At 59.9% G+C, this 24927-nt stretch carries 21 protein-coding genes and 2 pseudogenes; 5 read left to right on the top strand and 18 right to left on the bottom strand.

Annotated elements, in window-relative coordinates:
* Position 1: 1 nt before the first annotated feature.
* The 4 genes from EDF73_RS19420 to nqrC all read right to left on the bottom strand — a co-directional run bounded on the left by EDF73_RS19420 (position 2) and on the right by nqrC (position 4955).
* Complete coding sequence (locus tag EDF73_RS19420) at positions 2-1381, bottom strand: Fe-S-containing protein (protein ID WP_132730693.1); 1380 nt, start codon at positions 1379-1381, stop codon at positions 2-4.
* A gap of 87 nt (positions 1382-1468) precedes the next feature.
* The gene (locus EDF73_RS19415; protein WP_132730692.1) at positions 1469-1996 is read right to left on the bottom strand and encodes an iron transporter; all 528 of its coding nucleotides are present in this window, start codon (positions 1994-1996) and stop codon (positions 1469-1471) included.
* Between the two features lie 26 nt (positions 1997-2022).
* A complete protein-coding gene (locus EDF73_RS19410; RefSeq protein ID WP_132730691.1) occupies positions 2023-3960 on the bottom strand; it encodes an FTR1 family protein in 1938 nt (645 codons plus the stop codon).
* Between the two features lie 233 nt (positions 3961-4193).
* On the bottom strand, positions 4194-4955 hold the full coding sequence (nqrC, locus tag EDF73_RS19405; protein ID WP_132730690.1) for an NADH:ubiquinone reductase (Na(+)-transporting) subunit C: 762 nt from the start codon (positions 4953-4955) through the stop codon (positions 4194-4196).
* A 581-nt stretch (positions 4956-5536) separates the two neighbouring features.
* On the opposite strand from nqrC, the gene EDF73_RS19400 reads away from it, so the two are divergent.
* Positions 5537-6496, top strand: coding sequence for a helix-turn-helix domain-containing protein (locus tag EDF73_RS19400; protein WP_132730689.1), 960 nt, complete (start codon positions 5537-5539; stop codon positions 6494-6496).
* A 27-nt stretch (positions 6497-6523) separates the two neighbouring features.
* On the opposite strand, the gene EDF73_RS27470 is transcribed toward EDF73_RS19400, so the two are convergent.
* A complete protein-coding gene (locus EDF73_RS27470; RefSeq protein ID WP_165905755.1) occupies positions 6524-6643 on the bottom strand; it encodes a small membrane protein in 120 nt (39 codons plus the stop codon).
* Between the two features lie 222 nt (positions 6644-6865).
* On the opposite strand from EDF73_RS27470, the gene EDF73_RS19390 reads away from it, so the two are divergent.
* Together EDF73_RS19390 and EDF73_RS19385 are read left to right on the top strand one after the other, a co-directional pair.
* Positions 6866-7948 carry a malate/lactate/ureidoglycolate dehydrogenase gene (locus EDF73_RS19390; RefSeq protein WP_132730688.1) on the top strand — a complete coding sequence of 361 codons (1083 nt, stop codon included), beginning with the start codon at positions 6866-6868 and terminating at the stop codon, positions 7946-7948.
* 261 nt (positions 7949-8209) lie between these two features.
* Positions 8210-8542, top strand: a pseudogene (locus EDF73_RS19385) (molybdopterin dinucleotide binding domain-containing protein); the annotation flags it as partial.
* A gap of 80 nt (positions 8543-8622) precedes the next feature.
* On the opposite strand, the gene EDF73_RS19380 reads toward EDF73_RS19385, so the two are convergent.
* The gene (locus EDF73_RS19380) at positions 8623-9780 is read right to left on the bottom strand and encodes a M20 aminoacylase family protein (RefSeq protein ID WP_132730687.1); all 1158 of its coding nucleotides are present in this window, start codon (positions 9778-9780) and stop codon (positions 8623-8625) included.
* A 292-nt stretch (positions 9781-10072) separates the two neighbouring features.
* On the opposite strand from EDF73_RS19380, the gene EDF73_RS19375 reads away from it, so the two are divergent.
* Positions 10073-11275: an MFS transporter gene (locus tag EDF73_RS19375; protein ID WP_132730686.1), complete on the top strand. Its 1203-nt coding sequence runs from the start codon at positions 10073-10075 to the stop codon at positions 11273-11275.
* Between the two features lie 50 nt (positions 11276-11325).
* Here EDF73_RS19375 and EDF73_RS19370 read toward each other — a convergent pair whose 3' ends face one another.
* The 8 genes and pseudogenes from EDF73_RS19370 to EDF73_RS19335 form a co-directional block, all read right to left on the bottom strand.
* Positions 11326-12048, bottom strand: coding sequence for an amino acid ABC transporter ATP-binding protein (locus EDF73_RS19370; protein WP_132730826.1), 723 nt, complete (start codon positions 12046-12048; stop codon positions 11326-11328).
* Positions 12035-12799: an amino acid ABC transporter permease gene (locus EDF73_RS19365; RefSeq protein WP_132730685.1), complete on the bottom strand. Its 765-nt coding sequence runs from the start codon at positions 12797-12799 to the stop codon at positions 12035-12037. Before EDF73_RS19365 ends, EDF73_RS19370 begins: the two co-directional genes overlap by 14 nt.
* Before the next feature lie 65 nt (positions 12800-12864).
* Positions 12865-13632 carry a basic amino acid ABC transporter substrate-binding protein gene (locus EDF73_RS19360; RefSeq protein WP_132730684.1) on the bottom strand — a complete coding sequence of 256 codons (768 nt, stop codon included), beginning with the start codon at positions 13630-13632 and terminating at the stop codon, positions 12865-12867.
* A 95-nt stretch (positions 13633-13727) separates the two neighbouring features.
* Positions 13728-14658, bottom strand: a pseudogene (locus EDF73_RS19355) (MurR/RpiR family transcriptional regulator).
* Positions 14624-15589: an iron-siderophore ABC transporter substrate-binding protein gene (locus tag EDF73_RS19350; protein WP_132730682.1), complete on the bottom strand. Its 966-nt coding sequence runs from the start codon at positions 15587-15589 to the stop codon at positions 14624-14626. The pseudogene EDF73_RS19355 and the gene EDF73_RS19350 overlap by 35 nt, the downstream one beginning before the upstream one ends.
* A 15-nt stretch (positions 15590-15604) precedes the next feature.
* Entirely contained in the window at positions 15605-16657 is a 1053-nt protein-coding gene (locus tag EDF73_RS19345) for an iron ABC transporter permease (protein WP_132730681.1), read from the bottom strand.
* Positions 16654-17673: an iron ABC transporter permease gene (locus EDF73_RS19340; RefSeq protein WP_132730680.1), complete on the bottom strand. Its 1020-nt coding sequence runs from the start codon at positions 17671-17673 to the stop codon at positions 16654-16656. The genes EDF73_RS19345 and EDF73_RS19340 overlap by 4 nt, the downstream gene beginning before the upstream one ends.
* Positions 17670-18491, bottom strand: a complete 822-nt coding sequence (locus EDF73_RS19335) for an ABC transporter ATP-binding protein (protein ID WP_132730679.1) — start codon at positions 18489-18491, stop codon at positions 17670-17672. Before EDF73_RS19335 ends, EDF73_RS19340 begins: the two co-directional genes overlap by 4 nt.
* A 517-nt stretch (positions 18492-19008) precedes the next feature.
* On the opposite strand from EDF73_RS19335, the gene EDF73_RS19330 reads away from it, so the two are divergent.
* A complete protein-coding gene (locus EDF73_RS19330; protein WP_132730825.1) occupies positions 19009-21081 on the top strand; it encodes a TonB-dependent siderophore receptor in 2073 nt (690 codons plus the stop codon).
* 67 nt (positions 21082-21148) lie between these two features.
* On the opposite strand, the gene EDF73_RS19325 is transcribed toward EDF73_RS19330, so the two are convergent.
* From EDF73_RS19325 to EDF73_RS19310, 4 genes are read right to left on the bottom strand one after another with little or no spacing between them, the layout of a single operon-like run.
* Positions 21149-21937, bottom strand: coding sequence for an ATP-binding cassette domain-containing protein (locus EDF73_RS19325; RefSeq protein WP_132730678.1), 789 nt, complete (start codon positions 21935-21937; stop codon positions 21149-21151).
* Positions 21931-22926 carry an ABC transporter permease subunit gene (locus EDF73_RS19320; protein ID WP_132730677.1) on the bottom strand — a complete coding sequence of 332 codons (996 nt, stop codon included), beginning with the start codon at positions 22924-22926 and terminating at the stop codon, positions 21931-21933. The genes EDF73_RS19325 and EDF73_RS19320 overlap by 7 nt, the downstream gene beginning before the upstream one ends.
* Positions 22907-23947 (bottom strand): ABC transporter substrate-binding protein, encoded by a 1041-nt coding sequence (locus EDF73_RS19315; protein WP_132730676.1) that lies wholly within the window; start codon positions 23945-23947, stop codon positions 22907-22909. Before EDF73_RS19315 ends, EDF73_RS19320 begins: the two co-directional genes overlap by 20 nt.
* On the bottom strand, positions 23944-24918 hold the full coding sequence (locus tag EDF73_RS19310) for an ABC transporter substrate-binding protein (RefSeq protein ID WP_132730675.1): 975 nt from the start codon (positions 24916-24918) through the stop codon (positions 23944-23946). Before EDF73_RS19310 ends, EDF73_RS19315 begins: the two co-directional genes overlap by 4 nt.
* Between the last annotated feature and the right edge of the window lie 9 nt (positions 24919-24927).

The raw sequence follows: 24927 nt of genomic DNA, 5'->3' as shown, positions 1-24927 counted from the left end.
GCTACTCCTCCTCCACGGCGCCGGGGGCAAACGCGGCGGGGGTACTACGGAAACGGTCATAGTTCGCTTCGGAGGCGAAGAACCAGGTTTTGCCGCCGTAGCTGTATTTATACTCCGCCGCGGTGTTGGTCAGGGTCGAACCATCCACCGGGTCGGTGACCTTGATGGTCAATACGGTAGAGAAATAGTTGGCTCCCACGGCAAGCGCCGCAGCGGGTATCGTCAGCTCGGTTTCATCGTTGCGCCAGCCATCAATCGGCACCGGATTACAGCCGCCGGCTTTGCCAATGGAGGGGATAAAAATATGCACTCCGCAGGCAACGCAGATCACCTGGTTTCCCTCCATGACATAGCCCTGATCGCCGCACAGCAGGCAGGCGTCGAACACCACGCCGAAGCGTAATTTGTCGGGGTAGCGGTTAATGACAAAAAAGCGTACCGCTTTACCATCATCCGCCACCCAGACAAAACGATGCAGCTTGCCATCGCGAATCTGGGCGACGGGAATATGCACCCGGCCATCGGCGGCCTGGGTCACCGGCTGCGCTTGCGACAGCCTCGGCGGCTGCGAGGCCACCAGATCCCACCACAGCTGACCGCCGAGGATCGCCAGCGCGCAGCAGGCGGTGGTTAACCCGAGGCGCACGGCGCCACGGCGTTCGGCCCGCGCAAGCCGGCGGGCAATCGGTTGGTCAGCCCCCTTCACCGCCAGGCTATAACGGCGGATCGCCGGGAGCCAGCACAGGCTCAGCAGCAGGAGCACCGCGACGGCCAGCCAGTTATACAGCGCCGCGTTGTTGGTCACTTTGGCGACAAAACTGAGCAGCGGCTTCAGCAGCGGGACGATCTGCAGCTTCATCAGCAGCAGCAGTAGCGTGCCGGACAGCGGTAGCCACAGCAGGATCGCCAGCAATATCGTCAGCGGCCAGTACAACCAGCGCATCCGACGCAGCAGCATGGCGCAGAGCGCCGCGGCAAGGCACAGGAACGCAAAGGCCAGCACCATCGCGGTCAGATTCAACAGCAGATCGGTATTCAGCACGTGGGTGGAGGTCAGGCCCCCGAGATTGGGATCCAGCGCCCAGTGGCGTGCGGCGCCAAACACGAGGATCCCCTGCCAGAGGTAGCGCAGGCGTGGCCCGGCCCACCAGAAGCTGAGAATAAACAGCAGCGAAAGCAGAATTTCTCCGCCGACCAGCAGCAGCTGTAGCGTCTGGCTGCCGCGAATAAACAGTCCGGCCAGCAGCCCGGCGGCCAGCGCCGCGAGCAGCGTCCAGACCAGGGGGCGCACCGCCGGAGGCGCACCGCGCCCCCAAAGCGCCGACGAGAGCAGCGCGATGCAGAAAAAGACCTGTAGCGTGGTGACGAAAAAATAACTCATGACTTCGACCCGGTACGGCGGATGACTTCAATCCGCAGACAGCAATACAGCGCAGGAGAGTCCGTGCCCCTCCTGCGTGACGGACGCTTAGTTCAGGCCGACGTACTTGAACTCATAGCTGACATCAAACGGTTTCCACCAGCGGCCGACGCCGGTTTCGCTATCGGTATGACGGTGCATCCCGGCTTTTGACGGCGGTTCAATGTGGTAGGTCACTTTATAGTTGCCGACCCCCATCATTTTGATATTGGCGCCATAGTGCGGGCCGTCGCTGGCGACCATCGGCATAAAGGTCCCTTCCTGTTTTTCGCCGGTGTCGCTATTGACCAGGGTGTAGGAGATGGTCAGGTAGGGGATCCATTCGCCCGCACCAAAGCCATTTTTGCCCCCTTCCACCGCATGAATATCGGCTTCCAGATGGATATCCGATTTCGCTGCCGGCAGCCCCATCCCGCGCGGCTCCATATCGATCGGCTGGAGATAGACGGCGGCGAGCTCCATTTCATTCATGGTGACCGGCTCGCCGGCCGGATACTCTTTAAACGCCAGCGCCGCAGGAGCGGCAAAAATTCCGGCCACCGTGGCACTGATAATCAAGGTCTTCTTAATGGTCATCTGACAAATCCTCTCGTCTTAAATGGTTAGTCATTATTTTTTATACTCTCGCCGGATAGCCGACTGCGGCGTCGCATGACCCACAGCGCGACCAGCGCCGCAATCAGTAACATCACCTGCGGCGCCAGGGTTTCCAGATAGGGGTAAATTCCCAGCCAGCTGATTTCCGGGACCCCGCCGATCAATGTCGGCTGGAACAGCTTGCCCTCCACCAGCTCCAGCACGCCTTTACCGGCAAAAACGAATGCCATCAGGTACATGAAGCCGCCAGTGAACATGAAGAACGGTTTAAGCGGCAGACGGACCACCGAGTAGCGCATGATCAGCCAGGCGACCAATAACACCACGCAGCCAATGGCGAACCCGGCGCCAATGGCCAGATGACCGGGCAGCCCCTGCGCATCGCCGATCAGGGCGTAGTAAAACAGCACCGTTTCGGCCCCCTCGCGATAGACGGCAAGGAAGCTGGTCAGCCACAGTCCGACCAGCGAGCCGCGGGAAAGCGAATGACTGAGCTTGCCCTCCAGCCAGGCCTTCCAGTGGCGGGCCTCGACTTTCGACAGCAGCCAGTAGCTCATAAAGAACAGCATCACCACGGCGATCAGCATGGTGATCCCTTCCAGCAGCTCCCGGCTGGCGCCGGAGTTGGTAAACAGCAGCTGGAAGATAACCGCCGTCGCCACGCTGGCAATCAGCGCCACGATGACCGACTGGCGAATCAACGGCAGTTTGTCGTGATGGTCATTTTTCACCAGGTACGCCACGATGGCCGCCACAATCAGCAGCGCTTCCAGCCCTTCGCGGACGATGATCAGCAGGCTGTAGAGCAGCAGGCTCCACTGCGTCTCCTCCCCCTCACCCAGCATCGTCACCGCCTGCTGCAGATCCGCGCGCAGTGCCGCCGCCTCGGTCGCCAGCGCTTCCTGCGGCTGGCCGGCTTTCATCAGACTGACCATGCGGGTGAAGTGGGCCTCAAGGCGGGTTTTGAAGGTGGCATCGCGGGAGCCTATTTTGTTCTCCATGCCGGTGGCTTCGAAGCGGTCGAAGTAGGTATCCTGAATATCCAGAATCGCCTCCCCGGCTTCCCCGCGCTGGTAACGCGCCAGCGCGGCATCGACGCTGTGGTTAATGCCGGTCGCCACGCTGGCCCAATCGGCACGCGGCGCGGTATCGGCAACCGCCGCGGCGCCTTCCGCCGCCGGGGCGCTAACCGGCTGATCGTCGCGGGTGGTCGGCAGGCCAGGCAAAATATCTTCCAGATCCTGAAGCAGCGCGGTGACCTGGTAGGCGACGTCGTTCAGCCGATCCGGCTGGGCCGTCAGGGCAATCAAGGCGGTAAACTGCTGGTTAATCGCCGCCGCCGTTTTCGCCGAACGGTTTTGCCGTACCGACATTTCCATTTCAGAGTTTTTAAACCCCTGATAGTGCGCCTGCTGTACCTGCTGACTGGCGTGGCTAAAATCCCCCGCCTGATAGGCGCTCACCGCCTGCGCCAGCAGATCGTCGATGGTGCGGAAGCTGTTCTGCCAGTGCAGGGCGATATCGTCGCGGGTTAAGGCGGTATGCTGCTCTTCCGCCACCAGCCGATGGCCGCCATCGAGAACCGGTTCAACTTCACGCAGCGCTTTTTTGAGCCCGTCGATCCGCGCCTGGACCTCCTCCAGCGGTTTGCCGTCGGCGATCATCCTCCGGATATCGCCGAAGGTGCTTTCCATCTCGTAACTTTTGCGCGCCGAGAAATTGATGCGAATCGGCCCTTCGAGGTTCTCAAATACTTCAAAGTAGGCGGCCTGCACCTCCCGGCGCGCCTCGTTGTTTTTTTGCTGCTGGTACAGCTGCGACGTGTTATCCAGCCGCTGCTCGATATCCTCGATATAGGGTGCATAGTGGGTTTGCGCCATTGCGCACGCGCTAAACAGCAGGCTAAACAGCGTTAACAGCAAAAAATGACGAGCCCCGGGCATGATCCATCCCATTATGATTAATGATAATAGTTATCATTGTCATTTTTGCTCGCAGCGACATGATGCAGATCATGAAAATGTCAAACAGTGACAATTTATGTAAACTGCTGCAAAGAGTAGCCTGTTCCATTACCTCCGCTATTGGCGATTAAATTGTGCCTTCGGTCGCCTGTTGAGACGATAAAAATACGACGCCGGGCGGGCGTCGTGAGGCGAGAAAAATAAAGCGCCGACTACTGCGTTAATATCGCCGGATTGTCCTGCAGCTGGCGCAGGAAATTGCCGTACCCCTGCTCTCCCATCCAGAAATTAATGCTCTTCCCGACGCCGGTTGAGGTTAAGGTCGCCCCGCTGATGCCATCCACGGTATACACATCGTGCTGGCCGGGATTATCCTGAACGACTTTCAGGGCAGGATTTCCTTGCCGATCGCGTATTTTTTTGCCTGCCCACTGGCTGCGCCACTGCGGGTCCTCCACTCTGGCGCCCAGCAGCGGCGTTTCATTTTGCCGGTAATAGAGTAAATCGTTCACCGTGCGGCCATCGATGTCGAGAGCCACCAGCGCGTACATCATCGATTTAGCGCCTTTACCGTATACCGGTAAAATAACCTGCTGAATATGATTGTTTTTATCACGAACCAGGTAGATATCGACCGGCGAACAGCGCTGCCGGATCTGGGCCGGGTCGTGGGCCGGGGAGAGATCGACGCAGCGTTTCTGCTCTCCCTCCGATGCTCCGGCCGGTAACAGCTGGCCGCTATCCAGATTCAGCCGGCGAGTGGCGATTCGCGTCTGATATAGCGTTCTCACGGTTTGCGCATCGGCTGGCCCATTTTTCACCAGCCCGGCGACCTTGAGAACCGCGGCTTCGGTTTCTTCGTTTACCGGTTCAGCAAAATTATCTTTGAGCAGCAAAAAATAAGCAGCAACAATTGCAAAACATAAAACACAAATAACCATCAAAGATAAAACAATAATTTTACTCTTACGCATATGCTGTTATTCCCGTCGCGCGTTGAATGCCTGCGCTATAGCTTGCAATCGTTTTTATCCGGCTGTCCACTGCGTTTTGCATAATATTTCCGTTGATGCAGAGAGCCCACGCGTCGCTGAGATAAAAAATACATAACCCTTTTTTAAAATAACAGCCGCAGGGTTGCTAAGAACATTCCCGTTATTATGAGGATATTTTATATTTAGCGGAACGTAAAATAAGCCGATATAGGTAGCGAAAACCGTTCGTCACAGTCGCGACCGGCGCAACATCAGCGGATGCGGGGGATCATGGGGCCGGGCGAAACCGGCCCTGGGCCGTTCACCTGCCTGGCGGCAAACAAACAAAAGTGTGCGAAACCGATGGTAAATGGAACATTCCCCTGAACCCGCGCCAGAAGCCCTTTCGCCTAAACCAGCGGTTACCTACCTACGCAAGCCCACGATAAATCATAAACCGAGGCTGGCCACCTTAAGTGACCAGCATTATGCCTGACGCTGGTGTTTTTTAAGATTAATCTTATAATGAGCGGATAAAATAGAGCCAGCCTGTCAACGTCACCCCGGGATAAGCGACAAACATGTCCAGACCTACGACGCTGTACGTTCCCCATGTGTTAAGCGCGGCGGATATTGCGCCGGAAGAGCGCTATCAGCGAATAGCGCAGAACCTCAGCTGCTATGGCATTGAGGTCGTAAATAATCGCCGTCCGGCAGAGATTATTGCCCACCATAAAACCATATCTGCTATTTCCGGCGATTATTGTAGTGCAATGGGTTCTAAAAACGAGACAATCTTCGACCCGCATCAGGTGGCTGAGTCTTCAACCTATATTTCTCTGCTGGTACAGGGGCATCAGCTGATCGGCGGTAGAAAAAAATCAGCCGTCGCCCAGGTTAATCCGGGACAGCTCATCGTTCATCAGCGCAATGATTATTACAATTATCAATGTGATGATGTCAAACAGCTGTATATCATTCCGCATACTGCGAAAATCAAAACGCTATTTAGCGGGCAATTGACCAGCCCAATCATCTCCCTGGATAATCACCCTTTAGCGCTATTTTTAAAATCGCATATGTTGCTGCTGGACGCCCATTCGGCAAGTTTATCCGTACAGGAAACCGCGGCGATCGTCGATGGTTTACATCATATCGCGCTGCAGGTGCTGGCCGATGTGGCGCAGGAGAAAGGACTGCGCTCGTCAGGAAAACTCGCGCATCTTGTGAACAGCGCAAAATCGTTTATTGCGCTTAATTATCATCAACATAACCTCTCTCCTGACCTGCTTTGCCGGATGCTGCGCTGCTCAAGATCCAGCCTCGACCGGGCTTTTCAGCAGCAGGGGAGCTCGGTGATGGCGGAGATTAAAGAGATACGCCTGGAGGCGGCCCGGCAGCTGCTGGAAACCGATCCCCGGCTGCGGGTTGAGCAGGTATCCTGGCGCTGCGGTTTTGTCAGCCACCCGTTATTCAGCAAGAGTTTTCGTGAAAAATACCACTCCACGCCGAAAGCCTGGCGCGACAACCATTACAAATAAAATGAATGCCCGGGCCATCGCCGGGTATTAGCGATGACGGAAAGATTTAAAGCGCATCGCTTTGCGTTCTTTTATATAACTCAATAAGCAATAGATCGATAATCCCAGCAGCGAAATCGCGACAATAATTAAAAACAGAGCACTGATGTTCATTTTGGTCTTCTCTTTATCATTTATTAGCTGGTTTTTATCATAATGATTCTCAGTGCCACGAACAGCACGCCGGGCCTCAAGCCTGTTTCCTGTCCCTCATTTCTCTGCTGCGCTTTCCGGTCGGCAACAGGTTGATCTTCTCCGCCAGGGAGAGCAGCATGGAAGCGCAAACTTAACAAAACAACAACACAATCAGAGAACAACAGGAGTGTATCAGTGCCTACCGGATATCGTTTTCCCGCCGCGGATCTGCATCAGTTCGTCGAAACGCTGTTCTGCCATCTGGGTAGTTCGCCCACCGAAGCCTCCCTCGTCGCCGATCACCTGGTCGCCGCCAATCTGGCTGGCCACGACTCGCACGGCGTGGGGATGATCCCCTCCTACGTCCGTTCCCAGGCGCAGGGGCACCTGCAGCTTAACCGCCATGCCAGCATCATGAAAGACGCAGGGGCGGTCGTGACCCTCGACGGCAACGGCGGTTTTGGTCAGGTGGTCGCCCACGAAGCGATGCAGATCGGCATCGAAAAAGCCAGGCAGCACGGTATGGCGGCCGTTGCGCTACGCAACGCGCACCATATCGGGCGCATTGGCTACTGGGCCGAACAGTGCGCGGCGGCGGGATTCATTTCCATCCACTTCGTCAGCGTCGTCGGCGATCCGATGGTCGCTCCCTTTCGCGGCAAAGACAGCCGCTTCGGCACCAACCCGCTGTGCGTGATTTTCCCGCGTCGCGGCCAGCCGCCGCTGCTACTTGACTACGCCACCAGCGCCATCGCCTTTGGTAAAACGCGCGTCGCCTGGCACAAAGGGGAAGCCGTTCCGGCCGGTTCGCTGATTGATGCGCAGGGCGAGCCGACCACCGATCCGGCGGTAATGCAGACCTCGCCGTTAGGCGCCCTGCTCACCTTCGCCCAGCATAAAGGCTACGCCCTGGCGACGCTGTGCGAAATCCTCGGCGGCGCCGTCTCTGGCGGTAAAACCACGCATCAGCAGAGCCTGCAAACCTGCGTCGATGCCATTTTCAACTGTATGACCACCCTTATTCTCGACCCGGAAACCTTCGACGCCCCGGACATGCAGGGCCAGACCGAGGCCTTTATAGACTGGTGTAAGCAGTCGCCTCACGATGCAGATGCGCCGATTCTGGTGCCTGGAGAGTGGGAAGAGGCCAATCGCCAGGCACGCCTGGCGCAGGGTATCCCGCTGGATGCCGGCAGCTGGCAGGCGATCTGCGAAGCGGCGCTGGCGGCCGGATTAACGCCAGAAGTCCTGACGCAGTTCCAGCATACCGCGCGCTAAGCCCCGCAGGAACGCCCTTCCCGGGCGTTCCCTGGCATCATCGTCATTAGTGACGACATCACGACGACCGACGGTCACCACCAAAACAATATCGTTATTTATCAATAAATTAATTATTGGCATAACTTCTGCAACACTCAAAATGCCTGCTGGTCTTTGGCTACAACTGCGCAGATTCCCCCCTATCGTCGTCCGGCGGGTGATAAAGCGCGCGAAAACGGCGCGAAAATCATCGTCTGCGACCCGCGACGGGTTGAAACCGGTCGCGTGCAGATTAACAGTGCCGATGCCGCACGGTTGGGGATCGCGGATCGGCTGCTGGTGTGGGTCAGCTCGCGGCGCGGGAAAGTGATGACCCGCGCCGACATCAGCGACCGCATCAATCAAGGCGCCGTCTATATGACCTACCAATGGTGGGTCGGGGCCTGCAAAGAATTAACCCAGGACAACCTCGACCCGATCTCAAAAACGCCGGAAACCAAATATTGCCCGGTGAAGATTGAGCCAATCGCCGATCAGCGCTGGAGCGAACAGTTCGCCTGGCGTGCCTACAGCGATATGAAGGCGCGGCTGAAAGCGGCGGCCAACGCCTGAACAAAGCCACAAGGGAGAGGCGTTGGCCTCTCCCCCGCATGGATACGCTGCCGACGGCGTTTGCCACGCAGCGCCGCTGTTCAACGAACCGGCAGCAGCTTTTCCACCAGCTCGCTCCACAGGGCCACGCCATGTTCGATCAGGTCATCGTTAAAATCGTATCCGGCGTTATGCAGCGGTTTTGACGGGATTTCGCCGTCGGTGCCAATCCAGAAATAGGCTCCCGGACAGACCTCCAGCATGCAGGCAAAATCTTCCGACGCCATCGAGGGGTTGATCTGCCCGCTCACCGCCGACTCGCCCAGCGCGGCGATCGCGACCTCGCGCACTTTTATCGCCTCCGACGCATGGTTTTTCGTCACCGGATAGCCGGGATACCAGAAAATCTCCCCCTGCACATCAGAGACCTGCGGCTGCGTGCTGACATAGCGCTCAATCAGCCCTTTCACCCGTTCGCGAACCCGGTTGCTCAGGCAACGGAAGGTCCCGCGCAGCACCACCTTGTCCGGCAGGACGTTAATCGCTTCGCCGCCGGCAATCTGGGTAATGCTGACCACCGCCGATTCCTGCGGCGAGAGACGACGCGAGGGGATGGTCTGCAGCGCCATAATCAGCTGCGCGGCGGCGACAATCGGATCGGCGCCGCTTTCCGGCATCGCCGCGTGACAGCTCTTGCCGGTCAGGGTTATCTCAAAGGCGTCAAGGGAGGCCATCATCGCCCCGTCGTTGATCGCCACGTGCCCCAGCGGCAGCCCGGGCCAGTTATGCAACGCGTAGATGGCGTCCATCGGGAACAGATCGAACAGGCCCTCTTCCACCATTTTGCGCGCGCCGCCGAGATTCTCTTCCGCCGGCTGGAAAACAAAATGCACCGTACCGCGAAAACGGCGGCTCTGCGCCAGATGCGCGGCCGTCGCCAGCAGCATCGCGGTATGACCGTCGTGCCCACAGGCGTGCATCACGCCCGGGTTTCGTGATTTGTAGCTGACGTCGCCCAGTTCGGTAATCGGCAGCGCATCCATATCGGCCCGCAGGCCGATAACCGGTCCCGGGCCGTTCTCCAGCGTGGCGACCACGCCGGTCCCCGCGAGGCCGGTATGTACCTGCAGACCAAATGATGTCAGTAATTCAGCGACGCGCCGCGAGGTTTCCTGTTCCTGATAGCCCAGCTCCGGGGAGGCGTGAAAATCACGTCGCCAGCGGATGGCCTCGGCGATCGATGAAGGCGATACTGCCATGTCTTACTCCTTTCCTGCACAGCATCAACGCTGAATGAGTATTGGATTGGGATACCGTTTATACAGGCCTCCCCCGCCGACGGCGGAATGCCCTATTGGTTATATCCTTTCGCCAGCGCGCTGACAACACTCGCCCAACGCCTGAGCGCAGCGTTTCGCCGCCGGCCCGCGCACGAATATCAATATTAGTAGTCATTTCAGCGGTGACAGACGGCATACGATTAATTAATATGCAGGGCTATCGGCAATCTGCCGGATTATCCACCTGTTGACTTCCGTTATCGGGAATAAAATGTTTAACCCAGACCACAATCGCCTGGCCCCCACCCTGGCGATGATCATGGCCGCGTCGCTGGTGGGCTTTATCACCGGTTATACGGTGCCGTTAATCAGCCTTGAGCTGGCGCAGCAGCAGATAGACACCGTCTACGTCGGCCTGCTGGCCGCCCTGCCGCCGGCCGGAATGATGCTCTCGTCATTCCTTTCCCCTGCCCTGTGTCGGCGTTTTGAAATGGGCGCCCTGCTGATTTTCAACCTGCTCCTGCTGGCGCTCGCCACTATCGCCTCATGCCTGACGGTCGATCTGCTGCAGCTGTTGCTGCCGCGTTTTTTGACCGGGATCGCCTCAGGGGTGATCATCGTCCTCGGCGAGAGCTGGATAACCGGCGGCGCGGCGGGGAAAAACCGCGCCACCCTGACCGGGATTTATGCTTCGGCCTTTACCGGCTGCCAGCTGGCCGGGCCGCTATTGATTTCTGCCGGCGCGGAATATCAGCCCTGGGTACTGCTGGCCGTCGCTGGCCTGACCGCGCTGTGTCTGCTGATGCTGCGCCATCTGCCGACCGGCAGCCGCGAGCATCTGGCCGAACGCGCCAGCTGGCGTAGCCTCGGCGCCTTTTTACCGGTGCTGGCCTCCGGGGTATTCTGCTTCGCCTTCTTTGACGCCAGCATTCTGGCGCTGCTGCCGCTGTACGGTATGGATAAAGGGCTGAACGAAGCGATGGCGGTGCTGCTGGTCACTCTCGTATTGACCGGCGACGCCCTGTTCCAGGCGCCGCTGGGCTGGGTTGCCGACACGTTCGGCATCCGCCGGATGCATCTCGGCTGCGCGATCGTTTTCTGCCTCTCCCTGCTGGCCCTGCCTTTCCTGCTGGGATCGCACCTCCAACTGATTGTCGGTTGCCTTATTCTCGGAGCGGCGGCGGGGGCGCTGTATACACTCTCGCTGGTGCGCACCGGGAAAACCTTCAACGGGCAGAAGCTGATTATGATTAATGCGCTGCTCGGTTTTTTCTGGTCGGCGGGCAGCGTTGCCGGGCCGGTCGTCAGCAGCCTGCTGATTAGCGTATCGGGCTATGATGGATTGCTGATCGCGCTGTTAGCCTGCGGTGTGGTGTTCCTGCTGATTCAGTGGCTGGGGAAGACGGAAAAGGCCCTGCTGGCGAACGCCCGGCAGGACAGCGATGGCGAGAATGCGCAAGCGGAAACGGTGTAACGGAATAATAGCGCCATCAGGGGTTGCCCCCCTGATGGCGCGTGGCGTCGTTATAAGACTTTACTAAGAAATGCCGCCGTACGAGGGTTGCTCGGGGCGGTAAAGATCTGCTCTGGTTTCCCCTCTTCCTGAATGACGCCCTGGTCGATAAAGATAACCCGATCGGCGACTTCACGGGCAAAGCCCATTTCATGGGTCACGATCACCATCGTCATCCCTTCGCTGGCGAGATTTTTCATCACCGCCAGCACATCGCCCACCAGCTCGGGATCCAGCGCGGAGGTTGGCTCATCAAACAGCATAATGGACGGTTTCATCGCCAGGGCGCGGGCTATCGCCACCCGCTGCTGCTGGCCGCCGGACAGGCTTGAGGGCCAGGCGTCACGCTTATCGCTGAGCCCGACTTTCGCCAGCAGCGCCTCCGCCAGCGGCACCGCCTGCTGACGGTTCATGCCAAGCAGGTTCATCGGCGCCATGATCAGGTTTTCCAGCACCGTCATGTGCGGGAACAGGTTAAAGCGCTGGAAGACCATCCCCACGCTTTCCCGCAGCTTATTCAGATCGGTGCCGCGATCGTGGGCGGCAAAACCGTTAACCTCCACGATGCCTTCACTAACGGTTTCGAGGGCGTTCATACAGCGCAGGAAGGTGCTTTTCCCGGAACCGGATGGCCCGATAATGCACACCACTTCCTGCGGTTTAATATCACAGCTGATGCCGCGCAGGACGTGGCTATCGCCGAAGCGTTTGTGCAGATTATTAATGTGAATCACTTTTGCCAAACCTCTTTTCCAGACGGTTAACCAGCTGCGCCAGCAGGAACGTAATCACCCAGTAGACCAGCGAGATAGTCAGGTAGGGTTCCCAGTAGGTGGCGTAGGCGCCGGAAACGGTACGCGCGGCATAGGCCAGGTCGGCGAGACCAATCGCCGAGGCCAGCGAGGAGTCCTTCACGATGGCGATGGCGTTATTGCCCAACGGCGGCAGAATACGGCGAAAAGCCTGCGGCAGAATCACCTGGCGCATGGTTTTCCACCACGGCATCCCCAGCGCGCGCGACGCTTCCATCTGCCCTTTATCGATAGACTGGATCCCGGCGCGGAAAATTTCCGACACGTAGGCCCCGGCATTGAGGGTAATCGCCACGATACAGGAGAGAAACGCCCCGTAGTTCGAACGCAGCTCACGGGCAAAATCGGCGCTCATCAGCCCGCCGGTGACCAGCAGACCGTCGCGCGGGTTGATAAACAGCGGCACCAGCGCGAAGTGCACCACCATGATCTGCACGAACAGCGGCGTACCGCGAAAGGCGCTGACGTATACGCGAACCGGAAACTGCACCAGGTAGCGCAGGACAAATTTCCACGGCCCGTGTTCAGCTTTCGCCATCCGCCCAAGCCCGAGAGTCAGGCCCCACAGGGTGCCGAGGATCACGCAGATAATGGTACATTTAATGGTCATCAAGGCGCCGTCCATAAACAGCGGGCCGTACTCCTCGATGATCTCCCAACGGAATCCCGTCATAACCCTTCCCTAAAAAATACGGCTATCGCACTCGTCGATAGCCGTAGTGAAAACCAAAAGATACATTATTGTGCAGGCAGCGTCGGCACGTTCTCGTCAAACCAGGTTTTGTAGATGCTGGCGTAGGTGCCGTCAGCGACGATCTTCTGCAGACCGGCGTCGATCTTCGCCCGCAGCGCGTCGTTGCCTTTCGCTACCGCGATGCCGAAATACTGGCGTTCAAACCTGGCGTCCGGCACCAGCTTGAACTGCTTTTCCGGATGCTGCTTGATGTAGTACTTCACCACCCCGACATCGCCCACCGCCGCGCTGACGCCGTCTTCAAACAGCTCCTGCAGCATCAGCGGCGTATTGTCAAAACGCTTAATCGCGGTGCTGTTTTTACCCAGCTCTTCCGAGACCACGATATCGCCGGTGCTGGAGTTAACCACGCCGACTTTCTCGTTTTTCAGCGCCGCCAGCGAGGTGACCTGTGAGTCGGCCGGTACGACGATAGACTGCTCGGCCGGGAAATAAGGCGCGGAGAAATCCACCATCTGCTTACGCTTATCGGTAATGGTGATACCGGAGATGATGATGTCGCGATCGCCAGTACCGAGGGTGGCGAAGATCCCCTCCCACGGGGTATTCACCAGCTTGATATTAAAGTTTTCCGCTTTCGCGATCGCTTTGATGATGTCGATATCAAAGCCTTCCAGCTGCTTCTGGTTGTTTTCATACTCGAACGGGCGATAGGTGCCCCCCGCGCCGACAACGTAGGTTTCCTGCGCCGCCTGGGCGCTCCCCACCAGTGCCGCCATCAGGCAACACGCTTTGATCCAGTTCTTAACCATGACAACCTCTTTTTATGCATATATTTTGCATAAAAATACACATCATCAGCAGTGCATGCAACCGGAAACCTTCGCGGTAGTGAATTATCGTATTATTAGCCGCGCTTGCCGCCGGATTTACCGATAGCTTTATGCAGCTCGTTGATGCGTTTCATCGATTTCATGGTTCTTTGCGGGGTGGTGGTAGCCACCGAAAGCACCAGCATTTCGAGACACACCAGCACCGTGCCGTGTAGCGGCACCCGGCCATTATCGCCGCCGCGCGGTACGTCGATCACCACCTGCGCCTCCTGGCTAAAACGCGAATCCACCGCCTGGGTGAGTAAAATCGTCGGGATCCCCAGCCGGCGGGCTTCGCGCAGGGCGGTCATCCCCTCGCGATGCGGCGATTTTTGCCCCATCATAATCAGCACATCGCCGCGCTGCAGGGCGATCAGCTGTTCGGCCAGGCTGAATCCGGTGCGGTTCATCACGTAGGAAGGTAAACCGATACGGCTGAACAGTCTGGCGGTGTACTCCGCGAGAATGCCCGACGCGCCGATGCCGAAAATCGCCACCTGGCGCGCCTCGCTGAGCAGCGCCACCGCCTGGGAGACGGCGGCGCGGTTAGCCGGGCGCGACAGCACCTCGCAGGCGCGCTGATGGCCCTCCAGCACAAAATCAATGCTCGAATTGACATCGCAGGAGAGCGCATTGACCGTCGAGAGCATTTTTTCCGATGAGGTAATCGAGGGGCCAAACCAGCGCTCCATGGTCTGCTTCAGCTCGCGCAGCCCGGCGAACCCCAGCGCCTGAATCGCCCGCACTACCGTGGCGTCCGAGGTCTGGGTGGCGGCGGCGATCTCCATCGCCGTCCGCTCCAGCACCACCTCGCGGTTGTCGTTGATATAGCTGACCACCGCCAGCAGGCGCGGCGAAAGCTGGTGCGCACGGGCGCGAAAGCGCTCGCCGAACAGATCGACCCGCCCGCGCTCTTTTTTCACCGCCGTCTTCATTGCAGCCCCGCCGGCAGCGGACGCCCGGCAATATGCGACTGCACCTGCGCCACCATCAGGCTCAGCGCGGCGAAAGAATTCGAGATCGCTTCTTCGCGCGGCAGCAGAATATAGCGCCCGGTGCGACAGGCGCGCATAAAGTCACACCAGCCAGGCATCACCCCTTCCATCGCCTGCAGCTCCTCCTGCGGCTTGCCGCCGGTATCCGAGCGCCAGGTGGCGAAGACGAAATCGGCGTCCAGCTCCGGGAGCTGCTCGCCGCTGACGTCAATGCGCTGGCCATCGGGGATCTTGTCAATCAGCGGTGGGAAGCGGAATCCGGCGTCGCGCAACACCCGGCCCAGCGCATGGTAGGAGTGGTGAACGGTGACCTTGCCGTTGTTGGCCTGAATGACCGACACGGTGATATTCGCGGTATCCACCATCGCTTTCAGCTGCTTAATCTGCTCCTGATAGCGCCGTTCAAGAATCGCCAGCCGCGCTTCGCTGCCGGTGAGCTGCGCCAGCTTGCGGTAAATACGCGGCGCGCTGCCCTGTAAATGATCGATGCTGACCGTCGGAGCAATCTTCTCCAGTTGTTCCACGGAAACATGGCGACTCGGTTCGGTGATGATCAGATCCGGTTTCGCCACCGCCACCGCCTCCAGATCGATGTCGGCGGTGCCGATAAACTGGATGGCGCTGTTATCAAAATCGATGCCGGTCAGCTGGGCGCTGGAGCGCAGATAGTGGCTCCCGTCCGGACGGGTGCGTCCGTGGCTGGCTACCGGCGGCACGCCGAGTTCAATCAGGGGAATCGTGATGTCGAGGTCGTGCATCGACACGATGCGCTGCGGGTGCAGCGGCACCTGCACCACCCGACCTAAATCATCGGTAAAAGTCTGCGTCTGACTCACGGCGGTGCCACCGGCGGCACCGGCGGTCGCCGCCACGCATAACAGGAGAGAAACGAACCAACGCATAGCCACCCTTAACATTTACAGGACGTCACGACGACGCCACAGCAGCACAATAAAAAATGGACACCCCACCAGCGCAATGACGATCCCGGCCGGGATTTGTAACGGCGCAAAGGCCAGACGCCCGATGGTATCGGTGACCAGCACCAGCAGCGCGCCAATTAAGGCGCTTCCGCTGAGCAGCGCGACCTGGCCGCCGCGCAGCAGAAAGCGCGCCATATGCGGCGCCATCAGGCCGACAAACCCCAGGCTGCCGACGCAGGAGACGCTGGCAGAAGTCAGCAGCACCGGTGCGAAAAAGCGCAGCAGGGTCAGCTGCTGCAGGCGCACGCCAAGCCCTACCGCGGTGCGGTCGCCAAGCAGCGCCACATCCGCCGCGCGGGCGGTCAAAAACAGTATCACGCTGCCGGGCAGCGCCCAGCACAGCGCCACCGCCAGCAGCGGCCAGGTTGCCGCATGCAGGCTCCCGGCCAGCCAGATCATCGCCGTCTGGACGTCGCGCACATCGGCGGTGGTCATAAAAATACCGACCGCTGCCGCCAGGGTCCAGGAGACGCCGATACCAATCAGAATAAAGCGCGGGCGGGAGCAATCGCGGGCCAGCGCCAACACCAGCAGCGCCACCAGCACCCCGCCCAGCATCCCCGCCAGCGGCCGCCAGACTAACCCCAGCGTCGGGAAAAACAGGATCAGCGCCAGGACCACCACGCTGGCCCCCTCTTTGACGCCAATCAGGCCCGGATCCGCCAGTCCGTTACGAGTGATGCTCTGCATCGCCGCGCCGGCCAGACCGAGCATCGCACCGCACAGCAGCGCCATAAACAGCCGGGGAAGGCGGATATCAAACAGAATAAAGCGCTGCTGCTCGCCAACGCTTTCCGGGACGAACAACGCGCGTGCGAGGGTGCCGGAGGGCAGCGGAAAGCTGCCGCGCGTCAGGCCGAAGCCCGCCAGCAGCAGAATAATGACCACCAGCAGCGCGGCGCTCTTCAGCGCCGCCGGGCGCAATAACAGCTGATAAGACCCGCGAATCAGCGGCCGGAATCCGGCACGACAGGCCGCGCTTTTCATTTAAAGAACCTCGCCGCGATAAAGATAAAGAGCGGCGCGCCGACCAGGGCGGTCATTGCTCCGGTCGCCAGCTCCTGCGGGGCAACCAGGGTACGGGCGGCGATATCCGCCAGCACCAGTACCAGCGCCCCAACCGGCGCCGCCAGCGGCAGCGCCAGACGAATATCTTCGCTCACCAGGCGCCGCACGACGTGCGGCACCACGAGGCCAACAAAGCCAATCGGCCCGGCCACCGCCACCGCCGAACCGCACAGCAGCGCAATCGCGGCCAGCCCCAGCAGCCGGGTCTGCGCAATCTTTACGCCCAGCCCCATCGCCACCTTGTCGCCCAGCGCCAGGACGTTAAGACGCGGAGCAATCAGCAGCGCCGTGAGCCCTCCGGCCAGCGCCGGCGCCGCCGCCGAGCGCAAGGTCTGCCAGTTCTGCCCGGCCAGATCGCCCGCCAGCCAGGTCCGCATCGCCAGCAGCGTTTGTTCATCCAGAATCAGGATCGCGGCGGTCACCGCCGAGGCAAAGGCAGAGAGCGCGACGCCGCACAGGGTGATGCGCAGCGGCGTCGTGCCGCCGCGCCCGGCAGAGGAGAGCAGCATCACGCCGCCAAACAGCAGCCCCGCGCCGCAGGCGGCAATCAGCGGGCGGGCGGCGACGATCCCGCTCAGGCCCAGCGCTGAAGTCGCCACCACCGCCAGCGACGCCCCGGCGTTCAGCCCGAGGATATGCGGCTCGCCCAGCGGGTTACGAATCACCGTTTGCAACAGCAGCCCGGCGACGCCCAGCGCCGCCCCAGTCAGCAGCGCCGCCGCCAGACGCACCAGCCGGAGGTCGACCACAATCCGGTGTTCGAAATTACGCGGATCATAATCCAGCAGCGCCTGCAGTACCGTCTGCGGAGCCACCCAGCGCGCCCCCAGCCCCAGGTGCACCACCGAGCCGGCAAGCAAAAGCAGCGTCAGCAGCACCAGCGCCAGTTTGGGTCGTGACCGGCGGCGGTGCAGCGCCAGCGCCCGGGCGCTCATGGCGTGACCTCCTGCCGCGAACGAAAAGGCATAAAGAAGGGTTTCCCGGTGTGCGGATTGAGCGACATCTGTACCTCGACGTCAAACACGCTTTTAATCAGCTCCGGCGTACAGGATTCCTGCTCGCCAATCACCCCGGCAATGCGCCCTTGTTTGAGGAATACCAGCATATCGGCATAGTTCACCGCAAAGTTAAGGTCGTGCAGCACGGTCACTACCGTGCGCCCGTGTTCGCGGGTCAGCGTTTGCAGGAGTTCGAGGATATCGACCTGGTAGCGTAAATCGAGCCAGGTGGTGGGTTCGTCCAGCAGGATGGTCGCCGTCTGCTGGGCCAGCGCCATCGCAATCCAGCAGCGCTGCCGCTGGCCGCCGGAGAGACTGTCCACCGGCAGATGGGCGAATTCAGCGGTGCCGGTTAACGCCAGCGCCTCTTCTACCGCCCGTTCGTCGGCGGCGGACCACTGGCGCATCAGCCCTTGCCAGGGGTAGCGCCCGCGGGAGACCAGCTCAAACACCGTCAGCCCTTCCGGAGTCAGAGGAGATTGCGGCAGGATGCCCAGCTGGCGTGAAACCGCCCGGGTGGGCATCTCGTGAATCGTCTGACCATCGAGACGCACGCTGCCGCCTGCCGGCTTAAGCATGCGCGCAATGGTCGACAGCAGCGTGGATTTACCGGAACCGTTGGCCCCGGCCAGCACCGTCATTTTACCGTGAGGGATCGTCAGATGGATATCATTGACGATAAGGGTCTGGCCATATCCGGCCGACAGGGCATCCAGTACAATCCCCTGCTCCGCAGGTCTCACCCGCTGTGGCATAACTCGCTCCTGCACCGCAGCGGCGTGGCGGTTGGCCCGCGCGCTCTGCACTCAAACAAAAATAAATCTCATTCTCTTTTGATCATGCGGCGGATGAATGTAGTAGTCAATACTCTGTTTTAGCGAAGTACAAGAGCTGGCACTACGCCATACTCCACGCTAAGTAATAAAAATATTTTATATAATAAACAATAAATTAATAAAAACCCTCCCCGCTAACAAGCCCGGGAAAACCGCGTTTTAGCTGTTGCTGATTTTTTATCTTACAGAACATTTACTACTACATCCCACCGTGATTGAATGATTCTCAATTACATATCTGAACGCAAATTATCGCGGACAACGGATAGATAATATTTTTAAGGGCAATGATTTTATTGGCTTTTTCTGTCCGCAAAGGACGGATTCGTTCACGAGAAACAGATAAATGACTCCATCAACGGTCCCTTTTACCACGCTGAAAGGGCGAGCGCTTTTTTCACTGATTTTTTTGGGTTCCTTTACCTCACCGGGATTAATGGCCGCGCAGGACAGCGCCGGTAAAGATAAAAAGAGCGGCGACGAAACCATCACCGTTGTCGCCGATGGTTCGACACCGAACGCCACCAGCGGCTACCAGCCGGTCAGCAGCGCAACCGCGACGCTGACCTCGATGCCGATGCTGGATATCCCGCAGGTGGTGAATACCGTCAGCGACAAGGTACTGGAAGATCAGCATGCGACCAACCTTGACGAGGCGCTGTACAACGTTGCCAACGTTGTACAGACCAACACCCTTGGCGGTACTCAGGACGCCTTTACCCGCCGCGGTTTCGGCGCCAACCGCGACGGGTCGATCATGACCAACGGCCTGCGCACCGTGTTACCGCGCAGCTTTACCGCCGCCACCGAACGCGTGGAGGTGCTGAAAGGCCCCGCATCAACGCTGTACGGTATTCTCGATCCCGGCGGTTTGATTAACGTGGTGACCAAACGCCCGGAGAGAACCTTCGGCGGCTCAATCTCAGCCACCTCCAGCAGCTTTGGCGGCGGCACCGGTCAGTTTGACGTCACCGGCCCCATCGAAGGGACGCGTCTGGCCTACCGGCTCATCGGCGAATATCAACATGAAGACTACTGGCGCAGCTTTGGCAAAGAGAAGAGCAGCTTTATCGCCCCTTCCCTGACCTGGTTTGGCGACAACGCCACGGTGAACGTCTCGTATTCCCATCGCGACTACAGCACCCCCTTCGATCGCGGCACCATCTTCGATCTCGATACCGGACATGCGGTTAACGTCGATCGAAAAACGCGTTTTGACGAGCCGTTTAACATCACCGATGGCTATTCCGATCTGGCGCAGCTCAACGCCGAATACCGGCTCAATGATGCCTGGACCGCCCGGTTTGACTACAGCTACAGCCAGGATCACTACAACGACAATCAGGCGCGGGTGATGGCCTATGATTCAGCCACCGGCGATCTGACCCGGCGCGTGGATGCGACCCACGGTTCAACGCAGAAGATGCACGCCACCCGCGCCGACCTGCAGGGCAACGTGGTGGTCGGCGGCTTTTATAACGAAATTCTCACCGGCCTTGCCTACGAGAATTACGACCTGCTGCGTACCGGCATGATCCGCTGTAAGAACGTGAAAGGGTTTAATATATATAACCCGGTCTACGGGACGCTCGACAAATGCACCAGCGTGTCGGCGGCCGATAGCGATCAGCGCATTCAGCAGGAGAGCTATGCCGCCTACGTTCAGGACGCACTCTACCTGACCGATAACTGGATTGCCGTCGCCGGGGTGCGCTATCAGTATTACACCCAGTACGCCGGCAAGGGCCGACCGTTTAACGTCAACACCGACAGCAGCGACCAGAAGTGGACGCCGAAAGTGGGCCTGGTGTATAAGCTGACCCCGACCGTATCGCTGTTCGGTAACGTGGCCCAGTCGTTTATGCCGCAGTCATCGATCGCCAGCTATATCGGCGACCTGCCGCCGGAAGAGTCCACCGCCTACGAACTGGGCGCCAAGTTTGAGCTGTTTAGCGGGGTGACCGCCAATATTGCGCTGTTCGATATCCATAAGCGTAACGTGATGTACAGCGAGATTGTCGGCGATGAGACCGTGGCGAAGACCGCCGGCAAAGTGCGTTCACGCGGCGTGGAGATGGATGTCGCCGGTTCGTTAACCGACAACCTGAGCGTTATCGCCAGCTACGGCTACACCGACGCCAAAGTGCTCGACGATCCCGACTATGCCGGCAAGCCGCTGCCAAACGTACCGAAACATACCGGTTCGTTGTTCCTGAGCTACGACATCCATAACGTCTACGACAGCAATACCCTGACCGTCGGCGGCGGCGGTCGCGCGATGAGCAAGCGTTCAGGCACCAATGGCGCGGACTATTATCTGCAGGGTTACGCGGTGGCGGATGTCTTCGCGGCCTATAAGATGAAGCTGCAATATCCGGTCACCCTGCAGGTTAACGTCAAAAACCTGTTTGATAAGACCTACTACACCTCATCTATCGGGACCAACAACCTGGGTAACCAGATTGGCGACCCGCGTGAAGTGCAGTTTACGGTGAAAATGGACTTCTGATTGCATCACCACGCCCGGACAGCGCCGCCGCGGCCTGTCCGGGTACATCCGTTGCGCCCCCGTAAAACTACCAGTCTTCCGCCTGCCCCAGCATACGTAAAATTTCCTGTCGGTGCTGCAACAGCTGTGGGTTATCCCGATGCCGGGGAAAGGCCAGCGGTAGCGTAAATTCGCCAATGATACGCCCCGGTCGCGGCGACATCACCAGCACCCGTTCACACAGCAGCAGCGCTTCTTCAATATCGTGCGTCACCAGCAGGCTGGTATAACCCTGCTGTTGCCAGAGGGCGATCAGTTCCCGCTGCATGCCGATGCGGGTCAACGAATCCAGCTTGCCCAGCGGCTCATCCAGTAGCAGTAGACGCGGTTTATTGAGCAGCGCCCGGGCCAGCGCCGCGCGCTGGGCCATACCGCCGGACAACTGCCGGGGCCACGCCTGGCTGAAGCCCTGCAGCCCCATACGCGCAATCAAGGCATCGGCCTGCGGTTCGCGCCCCTTTCTCCCCTGCGCCTGCGGCCCCAGCAGCACATTCTGCCGCACCGTCAGCCACGGATAGAGGGTTGGATCCTGGAACACCAGAATACGATCGGGCCCAGGGTCGCCCATCGGAGTGTCATCGATGCGGATCTGCCCGCTCTGCAGCGGCTCCAGTCCCGCCAGCAGCCGCAGCAGGGTCGATTTGCCGCAGCCCGATGGGCCGAGCAGCGCCACGCTCTCTCCCGGCCGCAGCTGCAGGCTGATATTCTCCAGCACCGGTACCGTCTGACGACCCAACGTAAAAGCATGATGCAGGTTAGCGATCCCGATGGCTGCGCCGACCGCCGCGGCGCTCTGTCGTGCCGCCGCCGTTACCATTTCATTCCTCCCCGCTGCCACCTGAGCAGCCGGTCACGGACGATAAACAGCCCGCTGATCAGGCCGGAACACAGCAAGGCCATCACCAGCAGCGCGGCATACATATTGGGGTAGGCCGCCCAGCCCTGCGCCCACTGCAGATAAAAGCCGATCCCCGACTTCACGCCCACCATTTCGGCGACGATCAGGACGGAAAACGACGCTCCCAGTCCCATAAACATCCCCACGAAAACATTCGGCAGCGCGGCAGGAATCGCCACCTTCAGGATCAGAAAACGCGGGCTGGCGCCCAGCGTCCGGGCGACGTCGTACCACGCCCTGTCGATACTCACCACGCCGGACCAGGTCAGCACGGTGACCGGGAACCAGGTGCTGAGGGCAATAAGAAAAACGCTGGCGCCGAAGCTGGAGGGAAAAATAAACAGACACAGCGGCAGCAGCGCGGTCGACGGTACCGGGCCGAGCAGGCGCAGTACCGGATGCAGCCAGTAGCCGATGCGCTGCGACCAGCCAATCGCCAGGCCGCTGATAAATCCGCAGCAGGTGCCGAGCAGTACGCCAAGCCCCAGCAGGCCCAGCGAGTGCAGCAGGCTATCCAGCAGGCGCGGCCAGTCCTCAAACAGGACTTCGATCAGCGCCTGCGGCGGGGCAAAAAACGGCACCGGCAGGATGGCCGCTTTCGCCGTCAGCCATTCCCAGAGGGCAAACAGCAGCGGCAGCAGCGCCAGCCACCTGCCGGCATCGCGCAGACGCGCGCCTCGCTGATACCAGTAGCGATAGCCCAGCGCCAGCAGCAACAGTCCGCCGCCGAGGGTGAACTGGACCATGGCCCAACCCTGGCTGTAGGGCCAGCGTCGCCCGGCATCCGGCCACGCCAGGGTAAACAGACCGCCGGCCAGCCACAGCGCGGCGGCAACCAGCCCCCCGGACCACAGCGGAAAGGGCCTCACCGTCCGCGGCAGTTCCCGATCAGGCGAATACGTTGACATAAATACTCTCCGCAAACTGGTGAGGATCGGTCCCCGGTTTAATCACCTGCACCCGCTGCAGGTCGGTCGCGTACTGGGTCAGCTCGTTGACAAACGCCTCCCCGACGGCGTGGTGACCATGCCCCTGGCCGTGGAGAATCCCCGAGACCTCGGCCTCATCGGTATTAAGCGCGTGCGCCATAAAGGACTGCGCCACGCTTTCAGGATGCGCCGAGGCATAGCTGTGGGCTTCCAGAATCGCCTGGGTCAGCGCGGCGGCCACCGGTTTGCGATCGCGCGCCAGCTTGCCGCTCACCCCGAGCACGCAGCAGCTCAGATTGGCATAATCGCCGGTCATGTTGCTGGCGATCAGCTGATATTTCCCGCTTTGCAGCAGGCGGAAACTGAACGGCTCGCTGCCGCTGATCGCCGCGATCTCCCGTTTATCCAGGGCCACGCTGAGCAGATCCGCCGGATAGACCTTCCACTGCACGTCGCCGATCGGATCAATACCGTGGCGCTTGAGTAAAATAGCAAAGAAGTTTTTATCCGGCCCGGCCATATCGGTCACGCCGATGGTCTGCCCTTTCAGGCTTTGCAGGCCGCTAAACGGCGAATTTTTCGCCGTCAGCAGATTCAGACAGCCGCCGTGGGTGCCGGCGGTCAGCTTCACGTCGAAGCCTTGCTCCAGCGCCTTCAGCCAGCGCAGCGCCATCCCGACGCCGGCGTCGGCCTTGCCGGTGGCGATCGCCTCCAGCAGCACGTCCGTCGAGTTGCCAAAGTTGACGAATTCGACGTCAAGATTGTATTTACTGAAGAACTTCTGCTGCTCGGCCACCGCCACCGGCGCGAGGCACACGGCGCTCTTATTGATCGCCAGCTTGAGCTTGTAGGGCTCCGCCAGCCGCAGCGCCAGGTTTTCGTCGCTGCCGCCGGACATCGCCGCCATATCGTGCGCCCACAGCGGCCATGCCGCCGCTGCCAGCGCGGTGCCTCCGCTCAGCTGGAGAAAACGACGGCGGGTAAGGTGGCGCTGATTCATGGTTTGCTCTCCTGTTCGGCCGGCACCGCGGGCAGCGTAAAACCGGCATCGAAGGTCGGGGTGACATCCAGCTTCGCGCGGATCAGGCCGTTGGCCTGATAAAAATCGGCGGTGGCCTGCTGCTGCTGCACGGTCCGCGAGTCCAGACGCTGCCACTGCGACTGGCGGTTAGCGAACTGCGCCCGGGCGATCTCCGGCGGGAACCGAATGATTTCACCGAGGGTTTTGCCATAGCTGTCCAGGTTGGCGTACGCCCAGCGTTCGGCCCCCGCCAGGCGGGTCAGGTAATCCTGTAACGCCGCCCGTTTAGCCGGATTGTTTAAGCTTTCGTCCGTCGCCGCCAGGAAGGTATTTCCCGGCAGCAGCCCTTGACCGCTGACCAGAATCTGCCCTTCGGCGGTCTTCACCAGCTGTGTGGTGTAGGGCTCCCAGGTAGCCCATGCATCGACCGAACCGTTGAGCAGGGCCACCTTGGCATCCACCGGACCGAGGAACACCCACTGCACTTCATCAGGGGAGATCCCCGCCTGCTGCAACGCCTTTAGCGCCACGAAATGGCCAATCGATCCCTTGCCGGTGGCAATTCGCTTACCTTTTAAATCCGCCGCGTTCTTCAGCGGACTCCCCGGGGAAACCAGTACCGCGGTGCCCGCCGGGTTGCTCTTATCAACGGCAATGGCTTTCACCGGTGCGCCGTTGGCGAGGGCGAACAACAGCGGCGCATCGCCAATGATCCCGGCGTCCACCGCGCCGGCGTTTAACGCCTCTGCCAGCGGCGCGGCGGCGGGAAATTCAGCCCACTTAATGTCATAGTCGAGGTTTTGCAGCGCATTCGCCGCCTCGAGCTGCGAGCGCATACCGCCTTTCTGATCGGCAATCCGCAGCGTGACGCGCTCCTGCGCCGCCGCATAGCCGCTCAGGGCCAGCAGCATCAACGCCCCGGCCAATCGGGTGCTCTTTCGTTCGCGCATAAACATTAT

Source organism: Klebsiella sp. BIGb0138 (assembly GCF_004342285.1).
Classification (GTDB): domain Bacteria; phylum Pseudomonadota; class Gammaproteobacteria; order Enterobacterales; family Enterobacteriaceae; genus Klebsiella.
The sequence above is the reverse complement of the archived record's forward strand: the minus strand, read 5'-3'. Positions and strand labels throughout refer to the sequence as shown.